Annotated in this window: 21 protein-coding genes; 4 read left to right on the top strand and 17 right to left on the bottom strand. The window is 64.7% G+C overall.

Features of this window, described 5'->3' with window-relative positions; translation table 11 throughout:
- Window positions 1-2: 2 nt before the first annotated feature.
- Complete coding sequence (locus tag NLM27_RS18415; RefSeq protein ID WP_254144654.1) at window positions 3-857, bottom strand: ATP-binding cassette domain-containing protein; 855 nt, start codon at window positions 855-857, stop codon at window positions 3-5.
- Complete coding sequence (locus NLM27_RS18410) at window positions 854-1,921, bottom strand: siderophore-interacting protein (RefSeq protein WP_256569990.1); 1,068 nt, start codon at window positions 1,919-1,921, stop codon at window positions 854-856. The genes NLM27_RS18415 and NLM27_RS18410 overlap by 4 nt, the downstream gene beginning before the upstream one ends.
- Window positions 1,922-2,221: 300 nt before the next feature.
- Between NLM27_RS18410 and NLM27_RS18405 the strand changes: the two genes are divergently transcribed.
- The 3 genes from NLM27_RS18405 (at window position 2,222) to NLM27_RS18395 (ending at window position 6,482) form a co-directional block, all read left to right on the top strand.
- The gene (locus NLM27_RS18405) at window positions 2,222-3,919 is read left to right on the top strand and encodes a cyclic peptide export ABC transporter (protein WP_254144652.1); all 1,698 of its coding nucleotides are present in this window, start codon (window positions 2,222-2,224) and stop codon (window positions 3,917-3,919) included.
- Window positions 3,920-4,099: 180 nt separating this feature from the next.
- The gene (locus NLM27_RS18400; protein ID WP_254144651.1) at window positions 4,100-5,161 is read left to right on the top strand and encodes a GNAT family N-acetyltransferase; all 1,062 of its coding nucleotides are present in this window, start codon (window positions 4,100-4,102) and stop codon (window positions 5,159-5,161) included.
- Window positions 5,162-5,183: 22 nt separating this feature from the next.
- Window positions 5,184-6,482 carry a lysine N(6)-hydroxylase/L-ornithine N(5)-oxygenase family protein gene (locus NLM27_RS18395; protein ID WP_254144650.1) on the top strand — a complete coding sequence of 433 codons (1,299 nt, stop codon included), beginning with the start codon at window positions 5,184-5,186 and terminating at the stop codon, window positions 6,480-6,482.
- Here the strand turns inward: NLM27_RS18395 and NLM27_RS18390 are convergent.
- A complete protein-coding gene (locus tag NLM27_RS18390) occupies window positions 6,479-7,315 on the bottom strand; it encodes a 4'-phosphopantetheinyl transferase superfamily protein (RefSeq protein WP_254144649.1) in 837 nt (278 codons plus the stop codon). The two genes, NLM27_RS18395 and NLM27_RS18390, sit on opposite strands and share 4 nt — an antisense overlap.
- A gap of 145 nt (window positions 7,316-7,460) precedes the next feature.
- Here NLM27_RS18390 and NLM27_RS18385 point away from each other — a divergent pair, with 145 nt between their 5' ends.
- Window positions 7,461-7,856, top strand: a complete 396-nt coding sequence (locus tag NLM27_RS18385; RefSeq protein WP_254144648.1) for a hypothetical protein — start codon at window positions 7,461-7,463, stop codon at window positions 7,854-7,856.
- Window positions 7,857-7,905: 49 nt separating this feature from the next.
- Here the strand turns inward: NLM27_RS18385 and NLM27_RS18380 are convergent, their stop codons facing one another.
- Genes NLM27_RS18380 through NLM27_RS18315 form a run of 14 tightly spaced genes read right to left on the bottom strand, consistent with a single transcriptional unit; the run spans window position 7,906 to window position 22,493 of the window.
- Window positions 7,906-8,532 carry an NAD(P)H-dependent oxidoreductase gene (locus NLM27_RS18380; protein WP_254144647.1) on the bottom strand — a complete coding sequence of 209 codons (627 nt, stop codon included), beginning with the start codon at window positions 8,530-8,532 and terminating at the stop codon, window positions 7,906-7,908.
- A 6-nt stretch (window positions 8,533-8,538) separates the two neighbouring features.
- Window positions 8,539-10,113: an isochorismatase family protein gene (locus NLM27_RS18375; protein WP_254144646.1), complete on the bottom strand. Its 1,575-nt coding sequence runs from the start codon at window positions 10,111-10,113 to the stop codon at window positions 8,539-8,541.
- A 9-nt stretch (window positions 10,114-10,122) separates the two neighbouring features.
- Window positions 10,123-10,971 (bottom strand): MBL fold metallo-hydrolase, encoded by an 849-nt coding sequence (locus NLM27_RS18370; RefSeq protein ID WP_254144645.1) that lies wholly within the window; start codon window positions 10,969-10,971, stop codon window positions 10,123-10,125.
- 32 nt (window positions 10,972-11,003) lie between these two features.
- Window positions 11,004-11,894 (bottom strand): amidohydrolase, encoded by an 891-nt coding sequence (locus NLM27_RS18365; RefSeq protein ID WP_254144644.1) that lies wholly within the window; start codon window positions 11,892-11,894, stop codon window positions 11,004-11,006.
- Window positions 11,891-13,012: a VWA domain-containing protein gene (locus NLM27_RS18360; protein ID WP_254144643.1), complete on the bottom strand. Its 1,122-nt coding sequence runs from the start codon at window positions 13,010-13,012 to the stop codon at window positions 11,891-11,893. The genes NLM27_RS18365 and NLM27_RS18360 overlap by 4 nt, the downstream gene beginning before the upstream one ends.
- Window positions 13,009-13,890 carry an AAA family ATPase gene (locus tag NLM27_RS18355; RefSeq protein WP_254144642.1) on the bottom strand — a complete coding sequence of 294 codons (882 nt, stop codon included), beginning with the start codon at window positions 13,888-13,890 and terminating at the stop codon, window positions 13,009-13,011. Before NLM27_RS18355 ends, NLM27_RS18360 begins: the two co-directional genes overlap by 4 nt.
- A 10-nt stretch (window positions 13,891-13,900) precedes the next feature.
- A complete protein-coding gene (locus NLM27_RS18350; protein WP_254144641.1) occupies window positions 13,901-14,923 on the bottom strand; it encodes a xanthine dehydrogenase family protein molybdopterin-binding subunit in 1,023 nt (340 codons plus the stop codon).
- A 1-nt stretch (window position 14,924) separates the two neighbouring features.
- On the bottom strand, window positions 14,925-16,517 hold the full coding sequence (locus NLM27_RS18345; protein WP_254144640.1) for a xanthine dehydrogenase family protein molybdopterin-binding subunit: 1,593 nt from the start codon (window positions 16,515-16,517) through the stop codon (window positions 14,925-14,927).
- 9 nt (window positions 16,518-16,526) lie between these two features.
- Window positions 16,527-17,003: a (2Fe-2S)-binding protein gene (locus tag NLM27_RS18340; protein ID WP_254144639.1), complete on the bottom strand. Its 477-nt coding sequence runs from the start codon at window positions 17,001-17,003 to the stop codon at window positions 16,527-16,529.
- Window positions 17,004-17,015: 12 nt separating this feature from the next.
- Entirely contained in the window at window positions 17,016-17,834 is an 819-nt protein-coding gene (locus NLM27_RS18335; protein WP_254144638.1) for a xanthine dehydrogenase family protein subunit M, read from the bottom strand.
- Window positions 17,835-17,836: 2 nt separating this feature from the next.
- Window positions 17,837-18,280, bottom strand: coding sequence for an SRPBCC family protein (locus NLM27_RS18330; RefSeq protein ID WP_254144637.1), 444 nt, complete (start codon window positions 18,278-18,280; stop codon window positions 17,837-17,839).
- 2 nt (window positions 18,281-18,282) lie between these two features.
- The gene (locus NLM27_RS18325; RefSeq protein WP_157331006.1) at window positions 18,283-18,720 is read right to left on the bottom strand and encodes an SRPBCC family protein; all 438 of its coding nucleotides are present in this window, start codon (window positions 18,718-18,720) and stop codon (window positions 18,283-18,285) included.
- 10 nt (window positions 18,721-18,730) lie between these two features.
- The gene (locus tag NLM27_RS18320; RefSeq protein ID WP_254144636.1) at window positions 18,731-21,634 is read right to left on the bottom strand and encodes a flotillin family protein; all 2,904 of its coding nucleotides are present in this window, start codon (window positions 21,632-21,634) and stop codon (window positions 18,731-18,733) included.
- Between the two features lie 25 nt (window positions 21,635-21,659).
- Window positions 21,660-22,493 (bottom strand): phosphoenolpyruvate hydrolase family protein, encoded by an 834-nt coding sequence (locus NLM27_RS18315; RefSeq protein WP_254144635.1) that lies wholly within the window; start codon window positions 22,491-22,493, stop codon window positions 21,660-21,662.
- Between the last annotated feature and the right edge of the window lies 1 nt (window position 22,494).

The raw sequence follows: 22,494 nt of genomic DNA, 5'->3' as shown, positions 1-22,494 counted from the left end.
CCTCATCGCGCAAAGCTGATGAGATGGCCGTGATCCGGCGATGGCATCACGCCCATCGGGATGCCGTAAATGGTTTCGAGCTCGGCCGGCGTCATGATCTTGTCCGGAGCGCCGCGGGCAATCAGCTTTCCGGAATGGAGCGCGATGATCTCGTCGCAGAAGCGGGCGGCCATGTTGACGTCGTGGAGCACGACGACCACGCCGAGATTGCGCTCGCGGGCGAGCTGCTTGACCAGCGACAGCACTTCGATCTGATGGGCGATGTCCAGCGCCGAGGTCGGCTCGTCGAGCAGCAGGTATTCGGCATCCTGCGCAACCAGCATGGCGATCCAGACCCGCTGGCGCTCGCCGCCCGACAACGTATCGACCAGCCGGTCCGCGAATGGCTCGATATGGGTTAACGCCATCGCGTTTGCGACCTTGTCGCGGTCGATGTCGCTGAAACGCCCGAGCGCGCCATGCCAGGGATAGCGGCCGAGTGCAACCAGCTCCTTGACCAGCATGCCGGCGGCGGGCGGGGTTTGCTGTGGCAGATAGGCGACCTTGCGGGCATAGTCCCGATCGCTCCACGCGCGCAGCGCGCGGCCTTCGAAACGAATTGTTCCTGACGAGCTCGGCTGCTGGCGCGCCAACAATTTCAGCAAGGTCGACTTGCCGGAGCCGTTGTGCCCGATCAGGCCGACGACGCTGCGCGCGGGAAGCGACAAGGTGAGCGGTTCGAGCAGTGCGCGTCCGGCCACCGCGAAACCGACCTGGTCGAGCTCGAATAAGGATGCGGGCGCATCGGGTGAGGTCTGCGCGATGTCGGTCGATAAGGCGAGCGTCCTTTCGCCCGTTTGGGCCTGTTGGAACGTCATGGTTGGCGCAGGCTCCAATAGGCGACGGCCAGATGCTGGTCACGCGCGAGCTTTCTCTCGTCGCGCAGATGGTTGCGCAGGGCTTTCAGCGCCTGTGCCTCACACGCGACCCAGGCGAAGACCTCTCGATGGTCGGGCCATCGCACCGCCTTGACGGCATCGATCAGCAGCTGCGTCGTCCCGGCCGGACGGCCCTCGCGATGCAGCCAGCGGATCTCTACGCCGCTCGGCGCGACCAGCGGAACTTCCTCGCGCCGATCGGCGACCTCGATGAAGGCCTCGCCCGTCGTCGTCGCCGGTAGCGTCTCGAGAATTCGCGCGATGGCGGGCAGGGCGGTTTCGTCGCCCGCCAGCAGCAACCAGCGCGCCGGACGGATGCCGCGGCCGAGCGGGCCGGCCATGCCGCAGATGGCGCCGGTCTTCGCGTCGACGGCGAACGCCGAACCCGGTCCGGCGTGATCATGAACCACGAAATCGATATCGATCTCGCGGCTCTGCAGGTCGATGCGGCGGATCGTGTAATAGCGGGTGAGGGGCCTGCGGTCGGGCTCTGGCCACAGGATACGTCCATCCGCGGCGGGCCACGGCCATTCGGGCTTGGCGAGGCCTGTGGGTGGGAAGTACAGCCGCACGTGCAAGTCATCGTCGTTCACGAAACGGGCGATGTCGTCGCCGGTGAAGGTCAGCCGGCGCATGTGCGGCGTCAGGGTGATCGCGGCCTTCAGCCGCACCTCACGGAAGTTGGCCAGCATGCCGCCGTTGGATTCATGACCGGACCAAACGATGGTCGGGGCAATGTCGCCCGCGAACTCGATCACATGCGAGGCGACGACCGAGCGCAGCATTTCCAGATTGCCCTTGTCGTTGGCTTCGACGCGGATCCTGAGCGCTTCGGCCTCGACGGCGAGGGAACTGGTGCCGAACGGCAGTTTCGCCACCATGAGGCCGTCCCGGTCCTCGAAGGCAATGTCATGTTCGGCCAGATGATCGACCATCCGCGCAGCGAGTCCGGCGGCATCGGGAAGCGCGATGCGGGTTTCTGAGATTAGCGGGTCCAAAGTCATTCTCCATCGGGCCTGTCCGATGCGGGCCTACAAGCGCTTCGATGTCGGGATGTCGCGGCCTGGCACGGCGCTGGATAAAAATCCTGCTCGCTCGCCGGCTGCGATGCAAAAGCGATACTACCCGCATCATATTAAAGGCATAGCCGATCCCAAATTAGAATCCATCGAAAAAGGCGGAAAAATAAGCTCTGGAAGAGCGGTGCCGCCATCATGTATTCGCATCACATCGGCACGGCTTGTTCTGATCGCGACGGGCCGTATAGGTTCGCTTCAGGTCCCCCTTCCAGCGCGGCTCTCACAATGAACTCACGAAGCGGCCTGACGGCGCAGATCCTGCATCTCCTGCAGCCTTACTGGCCGCTCGTGCTCGGCGGCATCGTTCTGGGTCTGGTTGGCGGCGCCAGCGTCGCGGCGTTGCTCGCGGTCGTCAATCACGGGCTCTATGCCACGCAGGCCGACGTCGTAACGCTACTTCTCGCATTCGCTGGCCTGTGCCTCCTGATCCTGATCGGTTCCATCGGCGCCGATATCAGCGCCAATTATGTCGGACAGCGGATCATCGCCGAGCTCCGCAAGTCGCTGGCTGCCAGGATCCTGGCCGCGCCGATCGATCAGCTCGAAATCTACCGGACGCATCGCCTGATCCCGGTGCTCACGCAGGATGTCGATACGATCAGTGATTTCGCGTTCTTCTTTTCGTCCTTCTTCGTGTCGCTGGTGATCGCGCTCGGCTGCATGGTTTACCTGGCGGTGCTGTCCTGGCCGCTTTTCCTGATCACGGGAGCCGTCATCGTCCTCGGATCGCTGGCGCATGGATATGCAAGGACGCGAGGCGTCCGCGGCTTCAGTGCCGCGCGCGATTCGGAGGATCAGCTGCACAAGCAGTATCGCGCGATCGCCGAGGGCGCCAAGGAGCTGCGTCTCAATCGCGTCCGCCGTCGGCGCGTCTATGTCGAGCAACTCCAGCGCACCGTCGACCGGATCAGCTCGGTGCAGATCAGATCGATCAATCTGTTCGTGACGGCGCGGGCGTTCGGGACGATGCTGTTTTTTGTCGTGATCGGCGTGGCGCTGACCTTGCGTCCGTTCCTGTGGCCCGACAGCCCTGCCGCGGTGTCCAGTGGCTTCGTGCTGGTGCTGCTCTATATGCGCGGACCCATTGATCAGGTCATCGGCATCCTGCCGGCGCTTGGCCGCGCCCAGGTCGCGATGCGCCGTATTGCGGAGCTCTCGGAGCAGTTCTCGTCCCCCGAGCACGATCTGCTGGCCACTGCTCCCGGTGCGCCGGGCAAGCTCGCGATCGAATCCATCGAGCTTCGCGGCGTCACCTATGCCTTTCGCGCTGTGCCGGGCAGCGATCCCTTCGTCCTCGGGCCGGTCGATCTGCTCGTTCGGCAGGGCGATATCGTTTTCATCGTGGGGCAGAATGGAAGCGGAAAGACGACACTCATCAAGCTGTTGCTGGGTCTATATGCGCCGCACGGTGGCACGGTGCTTCGCGACGGCCTGCCCGTCCTGACGGAGACGCGGGACGATTACCGCCAGCTCTTCACGACCATCTTCTCCGACTACTATCTGTTCGAGGATCTCATACGTGGAGAAGGCGTGGTTCCGGATGTCGCGGAGCGCTACCTCCAGCGGTTGGAAGTCGCGCACAAGGTCTCGGTCGAGAACGGCGTGTTTACGACGACGGATCTGTCGACCGGACAGCGCAAGCGATTGGCGCTGATGAATGCCTGGCTCGAGGAAAGGCCCGTCCTCGTATTTGACGAGTGGGCCGCCGATCAGGATCCGGCCTTCCGGCACATCTTCTACACGGAGTTGCTGCCCGACCTGAAGCGTCTCGGAAAGACCATCATCGTGATCTCTCACGACGATCGCTATTTCGGGATTGCGGATCACCTCGTGCGGCTGCGCGAAGGCAAGATCGTCGCGAGCGAAGCGAAGGCAGATAACGTCGCGGGGTCTTCCGCAGTTCCAACCGACGCGTCGCTTTAGACATATTGTGGCGAAGCGCGGGTGTTTTTTTGTCGCACGCGGTCGACAACATGCGATCCCATCTTGCGACAGGTTGTCAGATTTGTAGAGAATCTAATCTGCGTGTGCGCGCATTTCTTGTCAGCCTGTACGCGAGTGATTTACACCACGCGTCAACGATGATCGAGATGCGAGGGCCGGATGAACAAGGCTTCGGATTCCGGGACCGGACCTCGTGCGTTCCCGGTCGGCCCATATTCCGCTCTGACCGTGTTCCAGGAAGGCGATCGTCTTCGCGTCGTTGCCAACGACGTGACGGCGCTGGAACTGCGCCTTCGAGAGCGGATCGATCACCTCGATGTCCTGAATGCGTCGGAAGACCGTGAGCTTGCGGCACGGGCCGTATCGGCATCCGCCGAGGCGCTGTTCGCCTGGCGGCCGGGCGTTGATCGGCTCGTGCTGCATTTCCCCGATGGAGTATCGCTTGCGCGGGAGTTGATGGAGAGTGGCCTCGTCATCATGTCCGAGGAGCAGCTGGTGCTGTTTCCCGAATTGGTCATGCAGCGCCCCGATAATTGGCTGGTGAATCCCGGGCGACCGCCATTGCCTCAATTTCATGTCATGACGGACGGTCGGCGGCATCCGCGACGCGCCGTAAAACCGACCGGAAAAGTGTATGGCCGGTTCATTCCCTGGCTGTCGGAGGCCATCTCGTTTCGCGTGGCCGACCTCGAGAACGATCTCCACTTGTTGCACCGCTGGATGAACGACCCCCGCGTCGATGCGTTCTGGAACGAAGCGGGCGATCTCGACAAGCATCGACGATATCTGGCCGGCATCCTGGCCGATCCTCATATGCTGCCGCTCATAGGCTGCTTCGGCGATGAGCCGTTTGGCTATTTCGAGCTTTATTGGGCGAAGGAAAATCGCATCGCGCCGTTTTATGATGCCGGCGACTATGACCGGGGCTGGCACGTGGTCGTGGGCGAGGATGCCTTTCGCGGCCGTCACTACATCAGCGCGTGGTTGCCCTCGCTGATGCACTACATGTTTCTCGACGATTGCCGTACGCAGCGGATTGTCGGGGAGCCGGCGGCGGCGCATTCCCAGCAGCTTCGCAATCTCGAACGCTCGGGGTTTGCGAAGATCAAGAATTTCGACTTTCCCCACAAGCGGGCGACCCTGGTGATGCTGTTGCGCGAACGCTTCTTCGGCGATCGGCTCTGGCTTCCGGCAGCCGCCGGTCCGGCGGTCTCGTCCTAAAGCGCGAGCGGAGCGCGGCTTCATGTCTCATCAACTTGCGATCGAGCAGGACGTCATTGGCGTCGGATTCGGGCCTTCCAATCTCGCGCTCGCCATCGCATTGGACGAATGCGCGAAGCGATCGCGCCTGAAATGCGCGCCGCTGTTCGTGGAGAAGCAGCCACACTTCACCTGGCACGGTGGCATGCTGCTTCCAGGCAGCGACATGCAGATATCGTTTCTCAAGGATCTGGTCTCGTTGCGCGATCCGACCAGTCCCTTCACCTTCGTGAATTATCTGCACAAGCGTGGCCGCTTGCTGGATTTCATCAACTGCCGGACGTTCCATCCGAGCCGGGTCGAGTTCAATGATTACCTCCAGTGGGTGGCGGGCCATTTCAAGTCGCAAGCGGCTTACGGCGAAACCATCATCGCCGTCGAGCCGGTGATGGCGGGGCAGACGGTAACGTCGTTGCGGGTGCATTCACGTTCGCTCATCGGCGGCGAGACCGTGCGCCTCGCACGAAATCTCGTGGTCGCGGTTGGAGGCCAGCCATACATTCCGCAGGTATTTGGCAAGGCTGCTGATGACCGCAGGCTGCTGCATTCCAGCCGCTATCTCGACCTGATCGATCGCCTCGTCCCGCGTGATAGGGCCGTGCGTGTGGCCGTCGTCGGCGGCGGACAGAGCGCAACCGAGGTGACGGTCGACCTCCATGGCAGACGTCCCGAGGCGCGCATCGACCTGATCTTTCGCGCCCATGCCCTGAAGCCGTCCGACGGCAGCCCCTTCGTCAACGAGATCTTCAACCCTGACTATACCGATTTTGTCTACGCGCAGCCTGCCGAGCGGCGGGACGCAATCGTCCGCAACTTCCGGAATACGAACTATGCCGTGGTCGATTCCGATCTGCTGGATCAGCTGTACCGGCTGCTCTATCAGCAGCGCGTCGGTGGCGATGAACGGATCGGATTGCGTCCCCGCAGCGAGATTACGAACGTGAATGCGGGACCGAACGGCATCGAAATCGCCCTGGTCGACAAATTCCGTGGCGAAAGCCTTCGTTCGACCTATGACGTCGTGATCCTGGCGACGGGATATGACAGGGAAACGCCGCACGGGTTCCTCGAGCCGGTCCGCCGCTACATTCGCGATGCGGCGCTGGATCGTAATTACAGGCTCGTCACCAGCCCGGCATTCCGGCCGCAGATCCACCTCCAGGGCTACTCGGAATCCTCTCACGGCCTGAGCGATACGCTGCTCTCGGTTCTTGCCGTGCGTTCCCAGGAGATTGCGGAGTCACTGCTCTCGACAATTTCACGCCGGGAACTCATCGCCTAGCTCGCGGTGATGACGCGCCATTGCGCGGCCGTACCAAGTGCATCCGGCACGGCCAGCACGGCCGGAGACGATCCCGCATCGACGATCAATGTATGCGGTGAAACCGCAAGACCGACGCCTGCGGCCTTGAGGATTGCCTCCTTCAACGTCCAGTAGCGGAGAAAGTGACGGGATCGCAGCGCTTCGGGCGTTCTCGCGAGGGTCTTGCGTTCCTCCGGCGACAAGGCGATTTCGACCATGGCGTCCAGATCGGTTATTTGCCTGAGCGGCTCGATATCCACCCCGATGGGCATGTATGCCGCTGCAACGGTGACTGCGCCTCTGGCGTGGCTCAAGCTGAAGTCGAGGCCTGCAGGGGCATCAACGAGTCGCGGTTTACCCAGCGGAGATGTCTCAATTCGCATCCGGTCGGCTGCCTGCCCCGTCACGGCTGCCAACAGGAGGCGCGCGCCAGCGTGTGCGGCAAGATAGCTCATTCGATCTTCCGCGTGGCGAAACCGCGCAAGATGCCTGGATTCGTCGGCGTTGAGCAGCATCTTGGCTTCGTCGACACGGAGCGTTGCTTTGCTGCCGAACGTCGCGCTACGCAAGTGATGTGTCGCGCCCAGCCACAAGAGGATCTCTGGCGGATTCTGGAACTCGACTGGACCTCGAATACGCGGATCCGACAGGGATCGCAGGCGCAATTGACTGAGCGGAGCCGCAGACTTGACGGCGATCGACCAAACGAAAGTCTCGCTTGCAAGCGGTGCCGGCAACGCACTTATAAATGGTCCGCATTCCGCCTCCAGCTGCCTCATCTCCATGCATTCGCGATATCCGATGGACACCATTTGGCGTGTTCCGATATCGATTTGGAGCTTCCTCGATCTAGAACTTGTCTAATCGAGATCAACCGGGGCGTGTACAATGAGACAACGCTAAACGGCTCTGCTAGAGGTCTTCTTAGAACAATCTTTGGAATGTTTGCAGGTTCGGGTGGAACTGACGGTGAGGAAAGCCTTCGCTCTCAAGCAAAGCCACAGTCATTTGCCGGAGCGGATTGCAGTCATACTGGTTCACAGCCCGCTTGCGGCGCTGATCGGCAGAGAGCCGTTGACGCGCATGAACTATCTCCTGGAGATTGCATCGCTCCATACCAAGGCCGAACTTCTTGCTCAGCCAGGGCTGGGACGTTCGGGCGTGCGCCGGATCGAGAAGTGGATGGCCTTTCATGGACATCGCATGCGCGACGTCGATGAGAGCCTCGATAGCGTCATCTGCCATTTTGCGTTCCGGCACCCTCCGGTTCGGAAGGCCCTTCGTCGTTCCCTGTCCTTGTCGGCGATCTCGCCTCTGCGCCGGGAAAAGCTCTTGCGCGAAACGGCCCCATGAGGATTCGATCGGGGCGCACGGAATAACCGTACAGCCGCTCGCAGCTTCATCAGAACCGCGCAGCCATTGCGGCGAGGCGCTTGGATGCCCTGTCGCGGGCATCTCTAATGGGTTGCGATGGTCCGGTGGTCGGCCCGATCGCGACGAAGCGAACGTCGTTGATGCCGATGAAGCGAAGTACTTCCCGCAAGTAGGGTGTTGCCATATCGATGCGGCCGCGGTTCATGCCGGTGGAAAAATCGCTGCCGCTGGCGAGAACCACCAGTGTCGGCCGGTCCTTCAGCAGAGGGACATATCCCTGCGACGGATCGAATCGAAAGGTGAGCCCGGGCTGGACGATGACGTCGATGAACTGCTTCAGCTTGTAGGGGATGTTGAAGTTCCACATCGGCGTCGAGATCAACACGCGATCGGCCAGTGAAAAGCGCAACGCCAAGCGCTCTGCCTCGGCAAAACTGTCGCGTTGAGGATCGCTGAAGCCCGTACCATTCATGCGGGCATATTTGGCTTCGAGGATGGGACCGGCGAAGTCAGGCATCCGCTCGCGCCAGAGGTCCACGACGTCGATGTCCCAATCGGGATGGACCTGACGAAAGCCTTCGATGAAGACCTGCGCGCCGGCACTCGATTCGGAGTCGGGGCGGGGCGAGCAGGAAAGGTGCAGGAGCTTCGGCACCGCGTATCATCCCAGCGCCTTGATGACCGTGTCCGTCCTGGTCACGACGGCGACGTTCTGCATGGCAAAGTTGATGGAGGCGTTGTGCCAGTCGGCATTCATGGTCGAGCAGCAGTCCTCGGGCACGATCATGAAGTAGCCTTTGTCGGCGCCGGTCCGCGCGGTGTGCTCGACCGACATGTTGGTCCAGGCACCGGTGTTGATGATCATGTCGCGCCCGGTGGCTTTCAGGATCGTCTCCAGCCGCGTGCCCTCCCACGCGCTCATGCGCATCTTCTCGACGACGAAATCGCCGGGCCGCGGCTCGAGGCCGGACACGGGCGCCGCGCCCCAGCTTCCGCGCACCATCGCCCTGCTGTCGACGAGGCCCTCGAACAGCGGCGCATTCAGCGTGACGCCGGGCGCGCCGGGTTCGACGATGAACCAGACGTGGATGATGGCGACGCCGCGGGCGCGCGCGGTCTCCGCGAGACGGCGGACGTTCTCGATCACATGCTGCTGGCGCGCATGTTGGGGGGCGCCGGAATCGGCAAATGCGCCGCCATCCATGACGACATCGTTCTGGAGGTCCTGGATGATCATGGCGCAGCGCTGGGGATCGAGCCGCATCTCGCCTTCGGCGAGGATCGGTGCCGTGGGCGCGGCGCTCGCGCTTGCGCCGCCGCTACTTCGCCGGCCGCTCATATACGGCTCATGCCGCGGGCCGACTTTGGTCGGGATCGCGTACAGCGAATGGGTCGAGGTCAGGTACAGCGTGCGGAAATCCGGACCGCCCCAGGCGAGGTTGGCGACGAGTTCGGGCACGCGGACCTTGCCGAGCAGCTCGCCGCGCGGCGAATAGACCCAGACGCCGCCGGGTGCGGTGACCCAGACATTGCCGTGCTGATCGCACTTCATGCCGTCGGGCAGACCGGGTTCGAGCTCGGAGCGGATGCCGCTTGCGAACACGCGGGGATTGGCGAGCGAGCCGTCCGCATCGACATCGAAGACGCGGATCAGCGCCTGCACGGTGTCATTGACATAGAGCAGCCTCTCGTCCGGTGAGAAGCACAGCCCGTTCGGCTGATCGAACAGGTTGCGGTCGACGACGAGCTTCGGCTCGCTGCCGGGCATGACGCGATAGACGCCCTGGAAGCCGAGCTGGCGCGGTCGCTCGACGCCATAGACCGGCATGCGGCCATACCAGGGATCGGAGAAATAGATCGCGCCGGATGAATGTACGCAGACATCGTTCGGGCTGTTGAGCTCCTGGCCCTGGAAGTGCGAGGCCAGCACCTCGCGTCGGCCGTCCGGGCGTTCGCGGATCAGCGACGATGTCGCATGCTCGCAGACGATCAGATTGAGCTCGGCATCGTAGGTCATGCCGTTGCACTTGTTCGAGGGACGCTTGACCTCCGCGACGCCGCGCCGCGAATCCCAGCGCCGCCGCACGTCGCCCGGCATGTCCGAGAACAGGAGATAGTGATCGACGGGATGCCAGATCGGGCCCTCCGTGAAGTTGAAGCCGGTGCCGACCTGTGCGACCGGCGCATAGGGGTCGATCAGGGTCTCGAATTCGGAGCGCAAGGTGACGTGCGTCATCGGTCGATCTCAGGCTGGGAACCAGTTACGCTCCGGCAGGGACTGCACGATCGGTCCGGGGACCTGGTCGTGCAGTCGTCCGACGACATTGCCGCCTTCGATCTTGGCGGGACGGTCGTGCACCGGCAGCAGATAACGCGAGTTGCTCAGCAGCTTCTTGATCGCCGCCTTCTCCGCGCGCTTGCTCGTGCCGTGGTTGCCGGTGGTGCGTGGCTCCCAATCGTGGATTTCATTGAAGGGCGTCACGATCTGGTCGTTGAAGTCGTAGATCACGTCGCCGCAAATCGTGGCGATGCCGTCGGCGGTTTCAACGATGATGTTCATGGAGCCCTCGGTGTGGGCATTGGCTGCGTCGCAATAGACGCCGGGCATCAGCTCAATCGGGCCGGTGATCTCCAGGTCGAGGAAGCGCAGCGCGCTCTTGGTGTGCAGGCGGTCGATCAGGTGCTTGATGTCGGGCGCCGGATATTGCGGATGCATCAGGCCGGAAACGGAATATTCGAGCTCCTTGCGATTGAGGACGACGGTCGTGTTCATCGGAAACAAATCGTCCTTGCCGGCATGGTCGATGTGCAGATGGGTATGGCAGACGAAGCGAACGTCGCCCATGCGCACGCCGTGGCGCGCAAGCTGGTTCTCGATCATGTTCTCGTGGTATTGCAGGCCGCGCATGCCCAGCGTCCCCATGATCTGATTGGAGCGATAGCCGGTGTCGACCACGACCGGATATTTGCCGCCAAGGATCAGGAAGCCCAGGGTGAGAACGCGGCGGGTGCGGCCGCAGTCGCGACCGAGCACCAGGAAGCTCGATTCCAGCTCGATATCGCCATAGTCCAGGATCTTGATCTCCAGCGCCATTCGCGTCCCCTCCTGCCTCATTTCTGTAATCGTTACTGCCCAAGCCGGTAGACACGGCTCGCGGTGGTCCTGAAGATCGCGTCCTGCTGCGCCGGGCTGAACGGTGCGGCCGCTGCGCGAAACGCATCGACGAGCTCGCGATAGCTGGTCCACAATTTCTCGATCGGGAAATTGGAGCCGAACAGGCAACGCTCAGCGCCGAAGATCGCAACGGTGTCGGCAAGCACGGCGGCGATGTGCGCAGGATCGTTGCTATGGATGAAGGTGCCGAGCCCGGAGAGTTTCGACACCACGTTCGGGCAGGCCGCAAGCCGCGCCATGCCGGCGCGCCAGGCGGCGCGGCCTGCCGGCGAGGGGTCCTCGAGCATCCCGGCATGCTGGAGGATGAAGGTCACCTTCGGGCAAGCGTCGGCCAGCTCCGCGGCCTCGGGCATCTGCGGGGTGAACACCTGCAAGTCGAAGCTCCAGCCATAGTCGGCGAGATGCGCGACGTTGCGGCGGATCATTGGATCGGCGCAGAGATCGGGCCGGGCCGCAAAGCGGTAGAGCGGGTTCTCGTGCCAGTGCAGTTGCATGCGTACGCCGCGCACGAGCGGATAGCGCTTGAGGCGATCGAGCTGCGGCCGGACGTCCTCGACGGAGAAATTGGCATAAGCGACGATCGCGTGCGGCCAGCCATGCTCGTCGGCGGTCTGTTGCACCCAGGCGGCCTCGTCCTCGAAGCGGTCGTTGGCCCAGTTGGTCTGCACATACACCGAGCGGGTGACGCCAGTGCCCTTGAGATCGTCGAGATACTCCTGGATCGGATAATCGCTCCGGATCGGCTCGTAGGGACCGAAGATCCGCGGCTGCATCGGGCCGATCAGCCAGGGCAGGTCGGCTTGCCGCCAGATGTGATGATGGCCGTCGACAATATCGGTCACGCCGCTCTCCTTCGTCCCAATGCCAGAATGTGCGCGACGATCGACGCGCTCGAACCGCCATCCGCGAGGTCGTCGACGAAGCGCTCGATGGCAATGAGCGCCTCCGTCTGCGGGCGGAAGGCGGGGCTGGTGGCGAGCGGCGACAGCCAGCTCAACCGCCAGGCCCGCCGCGACAATTTTGCGACGGCGTCACGAAGTGCGTCGGGTTCACCGCGCTCGAGTCCGTCGGAGACGATCACCACGGCAGCACCCCGCGCGTAGCCGCCAAACCGTGGCACGCCGAGGAAGGCTTGTAGCGCGTCGCCGATGCGGGTGCCGCCGTCCCAATCGCTGACGAGGTGGGCGGCCGCGTTCAACGCCTGCTCGCGACGCTTCACCCGCAACGGACGGGTGACGCGCGTCAGCCGCGTGCCGAAGGTGAAGACCTCGACATTGGGCGCCGCCTGCACCAGCGCATGCGCGAGCTTCATGTTCTCTTCGGTGCGACTCTTCATCGAGCCGGACACGTCGATCAGCAGCAGTATTTTGCGTGGCCGCTGCCGCCGCTTGAGGTGGCCGAGCCGCAGGATCTCGCCGTCGCTGCGGACGGTGTCGCGCAAGGTGCGGCGAAGGTCGGCAAACGGTCCGCGGCGGGCGCGCATGCGCCGGTGGCCGCGCCGTCGCGGCAAACGCCTCGGAGCTTCACGCGCCAGGCGCCGTAACGCGTCCAGGGTCGACGTCACGCCAAAGCGGCGCTCGACCAGGGCCTCTGTTCGGGTCGCGGTGAGGCCCGACTCGCTGGCGTCGTCGGAGAGAAGCGGCTCCTCGTCGCCGCGGCCCTCTTCCTGGAGCCGGACCGTCTCGTCGTCCTCGCCCTCGTCGTCACGTCCGATCGCCTCGCTGCCGCGGAAATGGAGATCGAACAGCCGGTCAAAGGTGGCGCGACGTTCGGGCGGCGGAGCCAGCGTCGCCAGGGCAGCTTGTCGGACATCTTCGATACTGCCCGGGCCGAGCAGCTCGATCGCCGCCAGGAACGTCGTCGTTTGCTCCGGCGCCACGGCAAAGCCGTTCGCGCGCAGAAGCGGGACGAAGGCGACGAAGATGCGTGCGGCGCGCGGGAGTTGCGGCTCGATGCTCATGCGGTCGCCTCCGCGAGCATCGCGTCGAGCCGCGGCGAGATGAAATGCAGGTCTTCCTCGTCCTTCAAGGCTACGCCGATCGAGCGCTTGAAGGCATCAGGCCAGCGTGCGCCGCCCTTGTGCAGCAGCGTCGCGGCCTCGGCCCAGTCGACGGCCTCGGCGATCCCCGGCGCTTTGCTCAACGGCTCGCGCCGCAATTTCTCTACGGCTGCGACGACGGCGCGGGCCGTGGCCTCGGCGACGCTGGAGGCGCGCATCATGATGATCCGCGCTTCGCGCTCGGCCGTGGGATAGTCGATCCAGTGATAGACGCAGCGGCGGCGCAAGGCTTCGTGCAGGTCGCGCGTCCGGTTCGAGGTGAGCACGACCACGGGGCGCTCCGCCGCGCGCACCGTGCCGCGCTCGGGAATCGAGATCTGGAAGTCGGAGAGGAATTCGAGCAGGAAGGCCTCGAACTCCTGGTCGGCGCGGTCGATTTCGTCGATCAGCAGCACGGTGGAATCGGGCGCACGGAGCGCCGCGAGCATCGGCCGCTCGATCAGGAACGTCTCGCCATAGATGTCGATGCTCTCGTCGCCGGCCTGGCGGATCGCCAGCATCTGGCGCGGGTAGTTCCACTCATAGAGTGCAGCAGACGCGTCGATGCCTTCGTAGCATTGCAGGCGGATGAGGCGGCGGCCGAGCACGGCGGCGATGGCCTTGGCCGCCTCCGTCTTGCCGACGCCGGGAGCACCCTCGAGCAGCAGCGGTTTTCCGAGCGCGAGACCGAGATAGGCGGCGGTCGCAAGGCCCTCGTCGGCGAGGTAATAGGCCGCGCGAAGTGCCTTCTCCAGCGCCTCCGGGCTGTCGATGCCGACGATGTTGCTGCGGACCGCCACGGCCGATCCTCTAGCGCCGCGCCTGCGGGCGGGCGCCGCCCTGCGCCTTGATCGCGCGCAACACCCTTTCGGGGGTGATCGGCAACTCGTCGATGCGCACGCCGACCGCGTTGAAGATCGCATTCGCAACGGCAGGGAGGACGGGGTTGGCGCACATCTCGCCGGGGCCTTTCCCCCCGAACGGACCATCAGGGGCAGGACGCTCCAGCACTGCAATATCGTGCGGACAGATGTCGCCGGGACCGGGCATGAGATACTCGACGAAGTCGCGGGGGCCGTGAACGGGGTCAGGATAGTACGGCTCCGGCGTCTCGTAGAGCGCATGGCTGACACCCATCCAGGCGCCACCGACGAGCTGCTGCTCGACGAGCCGCGGGTTGAGCGCACGGCCGAGCTCATAGGCGGAGTCCATCCGGACCATCGCGACCTCACCGGTCTCATCATCCACCTCGACCTCGGCGACGAGGCAGGCATGTGCATAGCAGGTCGCCGGTGACATCTCGCCGGTTTCAGGGTCAACGTTGGACAGCGGCACCAGGAAGATGCCGCGGCCGGAGATGGTCTTGCCTTGCTTGAATTGCGCGGCGATCGCGACATCCTTGGTCGAGATCGAGCGATGCGGCGCGCCCTTGACATGGATGTTGCCACGCCCGTCAGTGTCGAGATCGGCCGCGTTGACCTCCAATTCCTCGGCCGCGGCTTCCATCATCACGCCGCGCGCTTCGCGGGCGGCAGCCATCACGGCGTTGCCGACGCGGTGGGTGCCGCGCGAGGCGAACGAGCCCATGCAATGCGGACCGGTGTCGGAGTCCGCCGTGTCGACATAGACGTCCTCGACGGGCACGCCGAGCGTCTCGGCGCAAATCTGCCGCGTCACCGATTTCATGCCCTGGCCGAGATCGATCGATGACAGCGCCACCGTGAACTTCCCGCTGGGATTGGAGTGGACCAGCGCCTGGCTCGGATCGCCGCCGAGGTTCATGCCGATGGGATAGTTGATTGACGCCATGCCGCGTCCGCGATGCCTGGTCATGTCAGCGTCTCCTGGTGCCAAAGACGGAGGAGAAGCGGGTGGCGCCGTGCGATGGGGCGGCCGGGCGCGGCGGAGGAGGTGGCGGCGCCGGCGGCGGTGGTTCGCGCGGCGGCTCTCGCGTCGCGGTCACGGGCGCGCGGTCATAGCTCGTGCGCTGCTGTGCGGGTACAGCGGGCCGCGCACGCTGTTCCGTTGGCGTCGGCGGGATTGCGGCGCGGCTGCCGCCGCCATCCTTGCGGGAGGAGGCGCGCCTGAACTCGTCGCGGATCGGCCATTTGGCCTTTTCGGCCGCGACCTGGACGCATTCGATCAGCGCCGTGTTCTTGGCCTCGCGCCGGTGCGCCTTCATGTCGCCGTCGCGATAGGCGTTGAGGATGCGGAACTCCATCGGGTCCATGCCGACGAGGTTTGCGAGCTTGTCCATCTGGCATTCGATGGCAAAGTCCATCGCGGTGACGCCGAAGCCGCGCATGGCGGTGGCCGGTGTGCGGTTGGTGAAGACGCAGTAGACGTCGCCGTAGACGTTCGGGATGGTGTAAGGGCCGGGCAGATGCGCGGCGCACTTCACCGCGGCATAGCTCGACAGTCGCGTGTAGGCGCCGCTGTCGAAATAGGCGCGGATCTTGCGCGCGACGATGCGGCCGTCGCGCATCACGCCGTCCTTGATGTAGATGCGCTCGGCGCCGCGCGGTGGGCCATACTGCATCTCCTCCTCGCGCCCGAATACGTAGCGGACGGGACGCCCGGTCAGCATTGCGCCGAGAATCGCGAGCGGTTCGGTCAGGGTATCCACCTTGCCGCCAAAGCCGCCGCCGACGGTGCCGCCGATGAAATGGAAGGTGTTGGAGGGGACGTCCAGGATTTTGGCGCAGGTGTCGACCGAGAAGAACAGCGCCTGGGTCGAGGTGTAGACGACGTAGCGGCCATTGGTGTCGGGCGCGGCAATCGCGCCATTGGTCTCGGTCGGCGCGTGCTCGATCGGCGACATCTGGTAGCGCTGTTCGAGCACGTGGTCGGCGGTCGCAAGCGCGGCGTCGGCATCGCCGAAACGCAAGCGCTGGTGATCGTAGACGTCGTGATAGATGAAAGCGTTCTTCGGATAGGTCTCGTTGACCACGGGCGCGCCGGGCTTGAGCGCATCCTCGACGTCGAACACGGTCGGCAGCGGCTCGTAATCGATCTTGACCTTTGCGATGGCCTCGAACGCCTCCCGCTCGCTGTCGGCGACGATGGCGAGGATCGGTTCGCCCTTGTAGCGGACCTTGTCGACGGCGAGCGACGGCTCGTCGTCCTTGCCGAAGTTGATCAGGCTCAGGAGCGTGTTGAGATTGACCGGCACATCAGTGCCGCGGATGATCCGGCGAACGCCGGCCGAGCGTTCTGCATCCGCGGTATCGATACGGCGCAGCCTTGCATGGGCCTGGGTCGAGCGTACGACCTTCAGGTGCAGCATGCCTTGCAGCTTGTGGTCGTTGAAGTAACTGGACGTGCCCGTGATGTGGCCGAGCATGTCCTGGCGCTGCGTGCCCTTGCCAATCTCCTTGAGATTGTCGTCGCGCTCGTCGGCGAAGATGTCCTTGCGTAGTTCCAGCATGGTCTGACCTCAGGCGCTGGCCCGGCCGCCGGCGGCGGCGAGGATGGCATTGATGATCGGCTCGTAGCCGGTGCAGCGGCAGATGTTGCCGGAGATCGCCTCGATCACGTCGGTCCGGCTCGGCGAGGGATTGCGGTCGAGCAGCGCCTTTGCGGCCATCAGCATGCCCGGCGTGCAGTAGCCGCATTGGGCGGCAAAATTGTCGGCGAAGGCACGCTGGAGCGGATGCAGGTTCGGTCCCTGCTTGAGGCCGTCGAGCGTCTCGACGGAGCGGCCGGCGACGGTCTCGGCGAGCGTCAGACAGGAGAGGTGGATTTCCCCGTCGATCAGCACGCTGCAGGTGCCGCAGCCACCCTGGCCGCAGCCGAATTTCGGCGTCATGTCACCGATCAGCTCGCGCAAGGCGACCAGAAGATTGGTGCCGCCGTCGACGAAGATCGCGACGTCGCGGCCATTGTGACGGAACTGCAGAGGTGTCTTGGACATGGCGATCCCCGTCTATTCCTGACCGGATAGCAAACGGCGCAGATGCACGCCGACGATCTCGCGGCGGTACCAGGCGCTGCCGAGCGCATTGTCGGATGGCGATGTTCCCTCGATTGCGGCGGAGGCGGCTGCATTGATGTTCGCGGCATCGAGCGTGCGTCCTTCGAGTGCACGTTCCGCCCCTTTGGCGCGGATCTGTGTTGGCGCCATCGAGCCCAGCGCGATCCGGGCGCCGGCAATGCGCCCGCCGCTCATCGGCAGATGCGCGGCCAGCGTGATGACCGAGCCGCCTTTCGGCTTGATGCGGGCGATCTTGCGATAGCGAAAGGCCTCCGCGCTGGCCGGCCGCGTGCAGGAAACCGAGAGCACCAGCGCGCCGGACTGTCGCTCGCGCGATTGCAGGAACTCCTCGATCGCAATGTCGCGGGCGCCGAAGCCGCCTTGCACGGCGACCGTGGCGTCGAGCGCCAGCAGCGCGACCGTGAAATCGCCATAGGGGTTTGGGGCGAACAGGTTGCCCCCGACCGTGCCCATGTTGCGCACGGCGGGGCCTCCGATCGAACGGGCGGGTGCGTGCAGGAAGGCGAGGTCGCGTTCGGCGAGGACGCGCGCGAAGCTGACGCCGGCTCCCAGCGTGATGCGCGGGCCTGACGCGTCGATCCGGGTCAGCGCCTGGTCGCTGGCGCGAACGATGGTCGATACCGACACGTCGCCCTCGTTGAGCGCCCGCATCACCAGCGTGCCGCCGCCGAGATAGCGCGCGCTACGATCCGAGGATAATGCCCCGGCGGCTTCGCCGGCACTGGCAAATGTTTTCACCGTTACAGCCATGGCTAGGCGGCCTCCTTCAGGTGGCGGCGGATTGCCTCGAATCCGGCCTGGTAGATGTCTTCCGCGACCATATGGGTGATGCGGTCGCGATCCTCCGGCTTCGTGGTGAAGCGCGATTCCCAATGCCAGAAAGTGCGGTCGCCATCGGTCACCGGCAACAGGCGGACATGAGCGACGTAGTTGAACATCGGCACCGGCGTATCGAGCAGGCAATAGCTGAAGGATTGTTCGAGGTCGGAGAGCGCGAGCAATTGCTCGCGCAGCTCGGAGCCATCCCTGAGCTTGAAGCGCCTGACGCAGCCGATCTTGTCGGCGGATTGCGCGCGCTCGATCGAGGAGGTCGCAACCGCCGGATGCCAGCGGTCGTGGCCGTTGAAATCGCGCAGCACGTTCCACGCCGCGTCCGTCGGGGCGTCCAAAATCGTGCTTTTGACGATATGCGGCACGCTTAGCCTCCGAACACGCGCTTCAGGGCGTCGAAACCGCCCTGGAAGACGCCGCCGCCGATATTGTTGACGAGCTCGGTTTCCCGCTCGGGCGCGCAGTCGAACTCGGCGGTCCATTCCATGAAGGTCTGGTCGCCGTCGGTGACCGGCGTCAGCCGCAGCGTCGCGACGTAGTTCTCCACGCCCATCGGCGATTCCAGGATCGAGTAGGTGCAGAACATGTCGTAGTCGGAGAGGCCAAGGAGCTTCTCGCGGATGCGGTCGCCATTGCGCAGGCGAAAATCCCTGACGCAGCCGATCTTGTCGGAGGGCTCGCCGCCCTCGATGCGGCTTTCCGCGATCGCCGGATGCCAGTTCGGCATGCCATTGAAATCGCGTACCCGCGCCCAGACGCGGTCGTTGCGGGCGTTGACGACGGTGGAGACGTAGACGCGGGCCATGGTTAAGACCTCAGCTTTTCTTTCTGGGCCCGCGCTCGGCCGGCGGCTCGCCGCCCTCGGCTGCAGGCGAGGAGGCGGCCGGCTTGTCGCCGCCACCGCCGCTCTTGCGCGCCGAATCCTTGATCCCCTGCATGTCGCGGGCCTCGCGGATCAGGCCCGGCATTTTGGCGAGACTGCCACCCTCGACGCCGATGTCGGACAGGATCGAGTCGATCAGCGGCGCCTGGACGCGGTAGCGCAGCGCCGAGTCGATCACCTCGTCGGTGGCGCTGCGGCCGCCATTGCCGCCATGGCCGTTACCGTTGAGCCCGTCGACCTGGAGGATGCGGATGCCCTCGATCTTCTCCATCGGCTTGACGCTCTCGCGCACGATGCCCTCGATCCGGTCGAGCAGCTTTCTGCGGAACAGCGAGTAGCGCGCCTGGTCGGTGAGCACGTTCTCAGCCTCGTTGAGCATCCGCTGCGCCTCGGCCTCGACCGCCGCGCGCACGCGCTCGGCCTCGGCCGCGATGCGCGTCTCCTCGGCCTGTTTCTCGGCGAGCAGCACCTCGACGGTCTTGCGGCGTTTTGCAATTTCGCTCTCGCGTGCGGTGATGACGCGCTCGGCGGCTTCGGTCGCGCGTATCCGTGCTTCCTCTGCGGTGGCACGTGCGGCCGACTCCTCCAGCGACTTCTGATGGATGGCGATGGCCTTCTCCATCAGCACCGTCTCGACGTCCTTCTCGCGGTTGACCTCGAGCTTGCGCAGCTCGCGCTCGCGGCCGATGCGGGCCTCGTCGAGGCCGCGGTCCGAGGCGATGCGCGCGCGCTCGACCTCCTCGCGGGAGGCGATCTCGGCTTCCTGCAGGGACTGCACGCGGGCGACCTCGAGCTGCTCGATGGCGCGGCGGCGTTCGATACGCGCAGATTCAAGGGCCTGCTCGCGCGAGACGTCCGTGGTCTCGACCTCCTTGCGCGCGACGATCTCGGCCTGCCGGACCTGGCGGTCAGCGTCGATCCGCTCGGACTTCTTGGTCGACAGCGCGATGACGCGGTCCTCGTCGGCGATCTCGATCGCCTTCTTCTGCTCAATGTTGAGCACCTCGCGCTTCTTGGAGGAGTTGATGCGCTCGGCCTCGAGCGCAAGGTCGACCGTGATGCGCTGGCGCTCGATGGCGTCGCGCCGCTTCAATTCGGCCGCCTCCAGGACGCCGGTCCGCTCGATTTCGAGCGAACGCGTGTCGCGCTCGGCCTGGATGCGTTCGGCCGCAACCGCCTTCTCCTGGGCGATGCGGGCTGCCTCGATCGCTTCGCGCGAGGCGATATCGGCTTCCTCGACGGCGCGGTTACGGGCGATCTCCAGCGAGCGGACGCGCTCCTCCTGTGCGATGCGCGTCACCTCGGTGGTCTCGCGCGCGGTGATGCCAGCGACGTCGAGTGCCTGGTTGCGCTCGATCTCGAGTTGCCGCGTGTTCTGCTCGGCGGCGATGCGCTCGGCGGCGAGCGTTCGCTCGCGGGCGATGCGGGCGGCCTCGACCGCGCGCTGCGCCTCGATCTCGGCCTCCTGGATGGTTCGCACCTGCTGGATTTCCAGCGCGCGGGTGCGCTCGTCCGAGGAGATGCGCTCGACATTGACAATCAACGTCTGGGCGATGCGGGCCTTCTCGGTAGCCTCGCGCGCGGCGATCTCGGCCTCGTCGACCGCGCGCGTCCGCTCGATCTCGCGGCGTCTTGTCTCTTCCTCGTTGGCAATACGGGCATCGGTGACGACGCGGTCCTGCTGGATGCGGGCTTTCTCGATCGCCTCGCGGGCCGCAATCTCGGCTTCCTCGACAGTGCGCATCCGCTCGATCTCGCGCTGGCGGACCTCGCGTTCCGAGGCGATGCGGGTGGTGTCGATCGAACGCTGGTTGGCGATGCGGGTCTTCTCGATCTCCTCGCGCGCCAGCAGCTCCTTCTCCTCGATGGTGCGGGTCCGCTCGATCTCCTTTTGGCGGGTCTCGCGCTCGGAGGCAATTCGGGCCTCCGCGATCGCCTGGTCGTTGGCGATGCGGGCGCGCTCGATGGCTTCGCGGGCGGAAATCTGCGCCTGTTCGGCCTCGGTCTCGCGCAGCGCCCGTTCGCGGGCGACTTCCGTACGCTGGAGGGCGCGGCGCATCTCGATGTCGCGTTCCTGCTCGAGGCGTGCGGTTTCGCTCTCACGCTCGATCTCGAGCGCCTGCCGTTCGGCTTCCAGATTGCGGGTACGGATCTTGATCATCGAGTCCTGCTCGATGTCGTTGCGCAGCTTGCGCCTCGCCTCGATATCCTCCATCAGCCGGGTCAGGCCTTCAGCGTCGAACCGGTTCGAGGGGTTGAAGAATTCGAGGTCGGTCTGGTCGAGATCGGTGATCGCGACCGATTCCAGCTCGAGGCCGTTCTGGGCGAGGGCCTCGGCGGCATTGGTCTTGACCCGCGCGACATAATCGCCGCGCCGCTCGTGCATCTCCTCCATGGTCATTTCGGAGGCGACCGAACGGATCGCGGAGATGAACTTGCCGGCCAGCAGTGCATGCAGCTGCCCGGGCTCCATGGTGCGGCGGCCGAGCGTCGCCGCGGCGATCGAGACGGCCTCGTCGGTCGGCTGCACCCGGACATAGAAGTCGGCCTCGATGTCGACGCGCATGCGGTCGCGGGTGATCACGGCGTCCTGCCTGGAGCGGACGATGCCCATCGGTAGCACGTTCATGTTGACCGGCGTGTAGTCGTGGATGAAAGGCAGCACGAAGGCGCCGCCATTGATCACCACGCGTTCGCCGAGGAAGCCGGTCCGGACGAACGAGGTTTCCTTGGAGGAGCGGTGGTAGAGCCAGTTCACGATGTAGACGCCGACCACGATCACGACGATCGCGACGATCAGCCAGAGGATCAATTCACCGACCAACATCCCCGACATCTTTCCCTCCCTCGTACCTTCGGCGTTACCGCGCGCCGATCGCCTTGAATTGACGCACCTGTTCCGTCAGCGCCCGTTCCACGGGCAGCCGCTCCATCGAGGACGCGCCGTAGAAGCCGTGGCAATGGCGGGTGTTCTTCATGACGAAATCGGCATCGGCAGGGTCCGCGATCGGACCGCCATGCGCCAGCACCAGGATATCAGGATTGACGCTGAGCGCAGCGGAAGCCCATGTGTCGATCTGCGCGGGACAATCCTTGAGCTTCGGTGCTGTCTGCGCGCCGATGCTGCCGCCGGTCGTCAGCCCCATGTGACACACGATGATGTCGGCGCCGGCGATCGCCATCGCGGCGGCCTCCTTCTCGCTGAAGACGTAGGGCGTGGTCAGCATGTCCTTGTCGTGCGCCTTGGCGATCATGTCGATCTCCAGCGCATAGGACATGCCGGTCTCTTCGAGATTGGCACGGAACGTTCCGTCGATCAGGCCGACGGTCGGAAAGTTCTGGACGCCGGCAAATCCGAGCGCCTTCAACTGGTCGAGGAAGACATCCATGTCGCGGAACGGATCGGTGCCGTTGACGCCTGCCAGCACCGGCGTTCTGGTGACCACGGGCAGCACTTCATTCGCCATTTCGAGCACGATGGCGTTGGCATCGCCGTAGGCCATCAGACCGGCGAGCGATCCGCGGCCGGCCATCCGATAGCGGCCGGAATTGTAGATGACGATGAGATCGACGCCGCCGGCTTCCTCGCACTTGGCTGACAGGCCGGTGCCGGCGCCGCCGCCGACGATCGGCTCACCGCGCCTCGCCATGTCGCGAAACGTCTTCAGGAGCGCTGCGCGTTCAAACCTGGCCATC

Origin of the sequence: Bradyrhizobium sp. CCGB12 (assembly GCF_024199845.1) — a bacterium.
GTDB lineage: Bacteria > Pseudomonadota > Alphaproteobacteria > Rhizobiales > Xanthobacteraceae > Bradyrhizobium.
This window is presented reverse-complemented; position numbering and strand designations above follow the sequence as displayed.

What these genes read in the sequence shown, in the direction of transcription:
- NLM27_RS18315 (WP_254144635.1), bottom strand. Translation starts at nt 22,493, where the DNA reads ATGGCCAGGTTTGAACGCGCAGCGCTCCTGAAGACGTTTCGCGACATG.
- NLM27_RS18325 (WP_157331006.1), bottom strand. Translation starts at nt 18,720, where the DNA reads ATGGCCCGCGTCTACGTCTCCACCGTCGTCAACGCCCGCAACGACCGC.
- NLM27_RS18395 (WP_254144650.1), top strand. Translation starts at nt 5,184, where the DNA reads ATGTCTCATCAACTTGCGATCGAGCAGGACGTCATTGGCGTCGGATTC.
- NLM27_RS18390 (WP_254144649.1), bottom strand. Translation starts at nt 7,315, where the DNA reads ATGGTGTCCATCGGATATCGCGAATGCATGGAGATGAGGCAGCTGGAG.
- NLM27_RS18360 (WP_254144643.1), bottom strand. Translation starts at nt 13,012, where the DNA reads ATGAGCATCGAGCCGCAACTCCCGCGCGCCGCACGCATCTTCGTCGCC.
- NLM27_RS18405 (WP_254144652.1), top strand. Translation starts at nt 2,222, where the DNA reads ATGAACTCACGAAGCGGCCTGACGGCGCAGATCCTGCATCTCCTGCAG.
- NLM27_RS18345 (WP_254144640.1), bottom strand. Translation starts at nt 16,517, where the DNA reads ATGCTGGAACTACGCAAGGACATCTTCGCCGACGAGCGCGACGACAAT.
- NLM27_RS18410 (WP_256569990.1), bottom strand. Translation starts at nt 1,921, where the DNA reads ATGACTTTGGACCCGCTAATCTCAGAAACCCGCATCGCGCTTCCCGAT.
- NLM27_RS18415 (WP_254144654.1), bottom strand. Translation starts at nt 857, where the DNA reads ATGACGTTCCAACAGGCCCAAACGGGCGAAAGGACGCTCGCCTTATCG.
- NLM27_RS18375 (WP_254144646.1), bottom strand. Translation starts at nt 10,113, where the DNA reads ATGACGCACGTCACCTTGCGCTCCGAATTCGAGACCCTGATCGACCCC.
- NLM27_RS18370 (WP_254144645.1), bottom strand. Translation starts at nt 10,971, where the DNA reads ATGGCGCTGGAGATCAAGATCCTGGACTATGGCGATATCGAGCTGGAA.
- NLM27_RS18350 (WP_254144641.1), bottom strand. Translation starts at nt 14,923, where the DNA reads ATGACCAGGCATCGCGGACGCGGCATGGCGTCAATCAACTATCCCATC.
- NLM27_RS18400 (WP_254144651.1), top strand. Translation starts at nt 4,100, where the DNA reads ATGAACAAGGCTTCGGATTCCGGGACCGGACCTCGTGCGTTCCCGGTC.
- NLM27_RS18340 (WP_254144639.1), bottom strand. Translation starts at nt 17,003, where the DNA reads ATGTCCAAGACACCTCTGCAGTTCCGTCACAATGGCCGCGACGTCGCG.
- NLM27_RS18335 (WP_254144638.1), bottom strand. Translation starts at nt 17,834, where the DNA reads ATGGCTGTAACGGTGAAAACATTTGCCAGTGCCGGCGAAGCCGCCGGG.
- NLM27_RS18320 (WP_254144636.1), bottom strand. Translation starts at nt 21,634, where the DNA reads ATGTCGGGGATGTTGGTCGGTGAATTGATCCTCTGGCTGATCGTCGCG.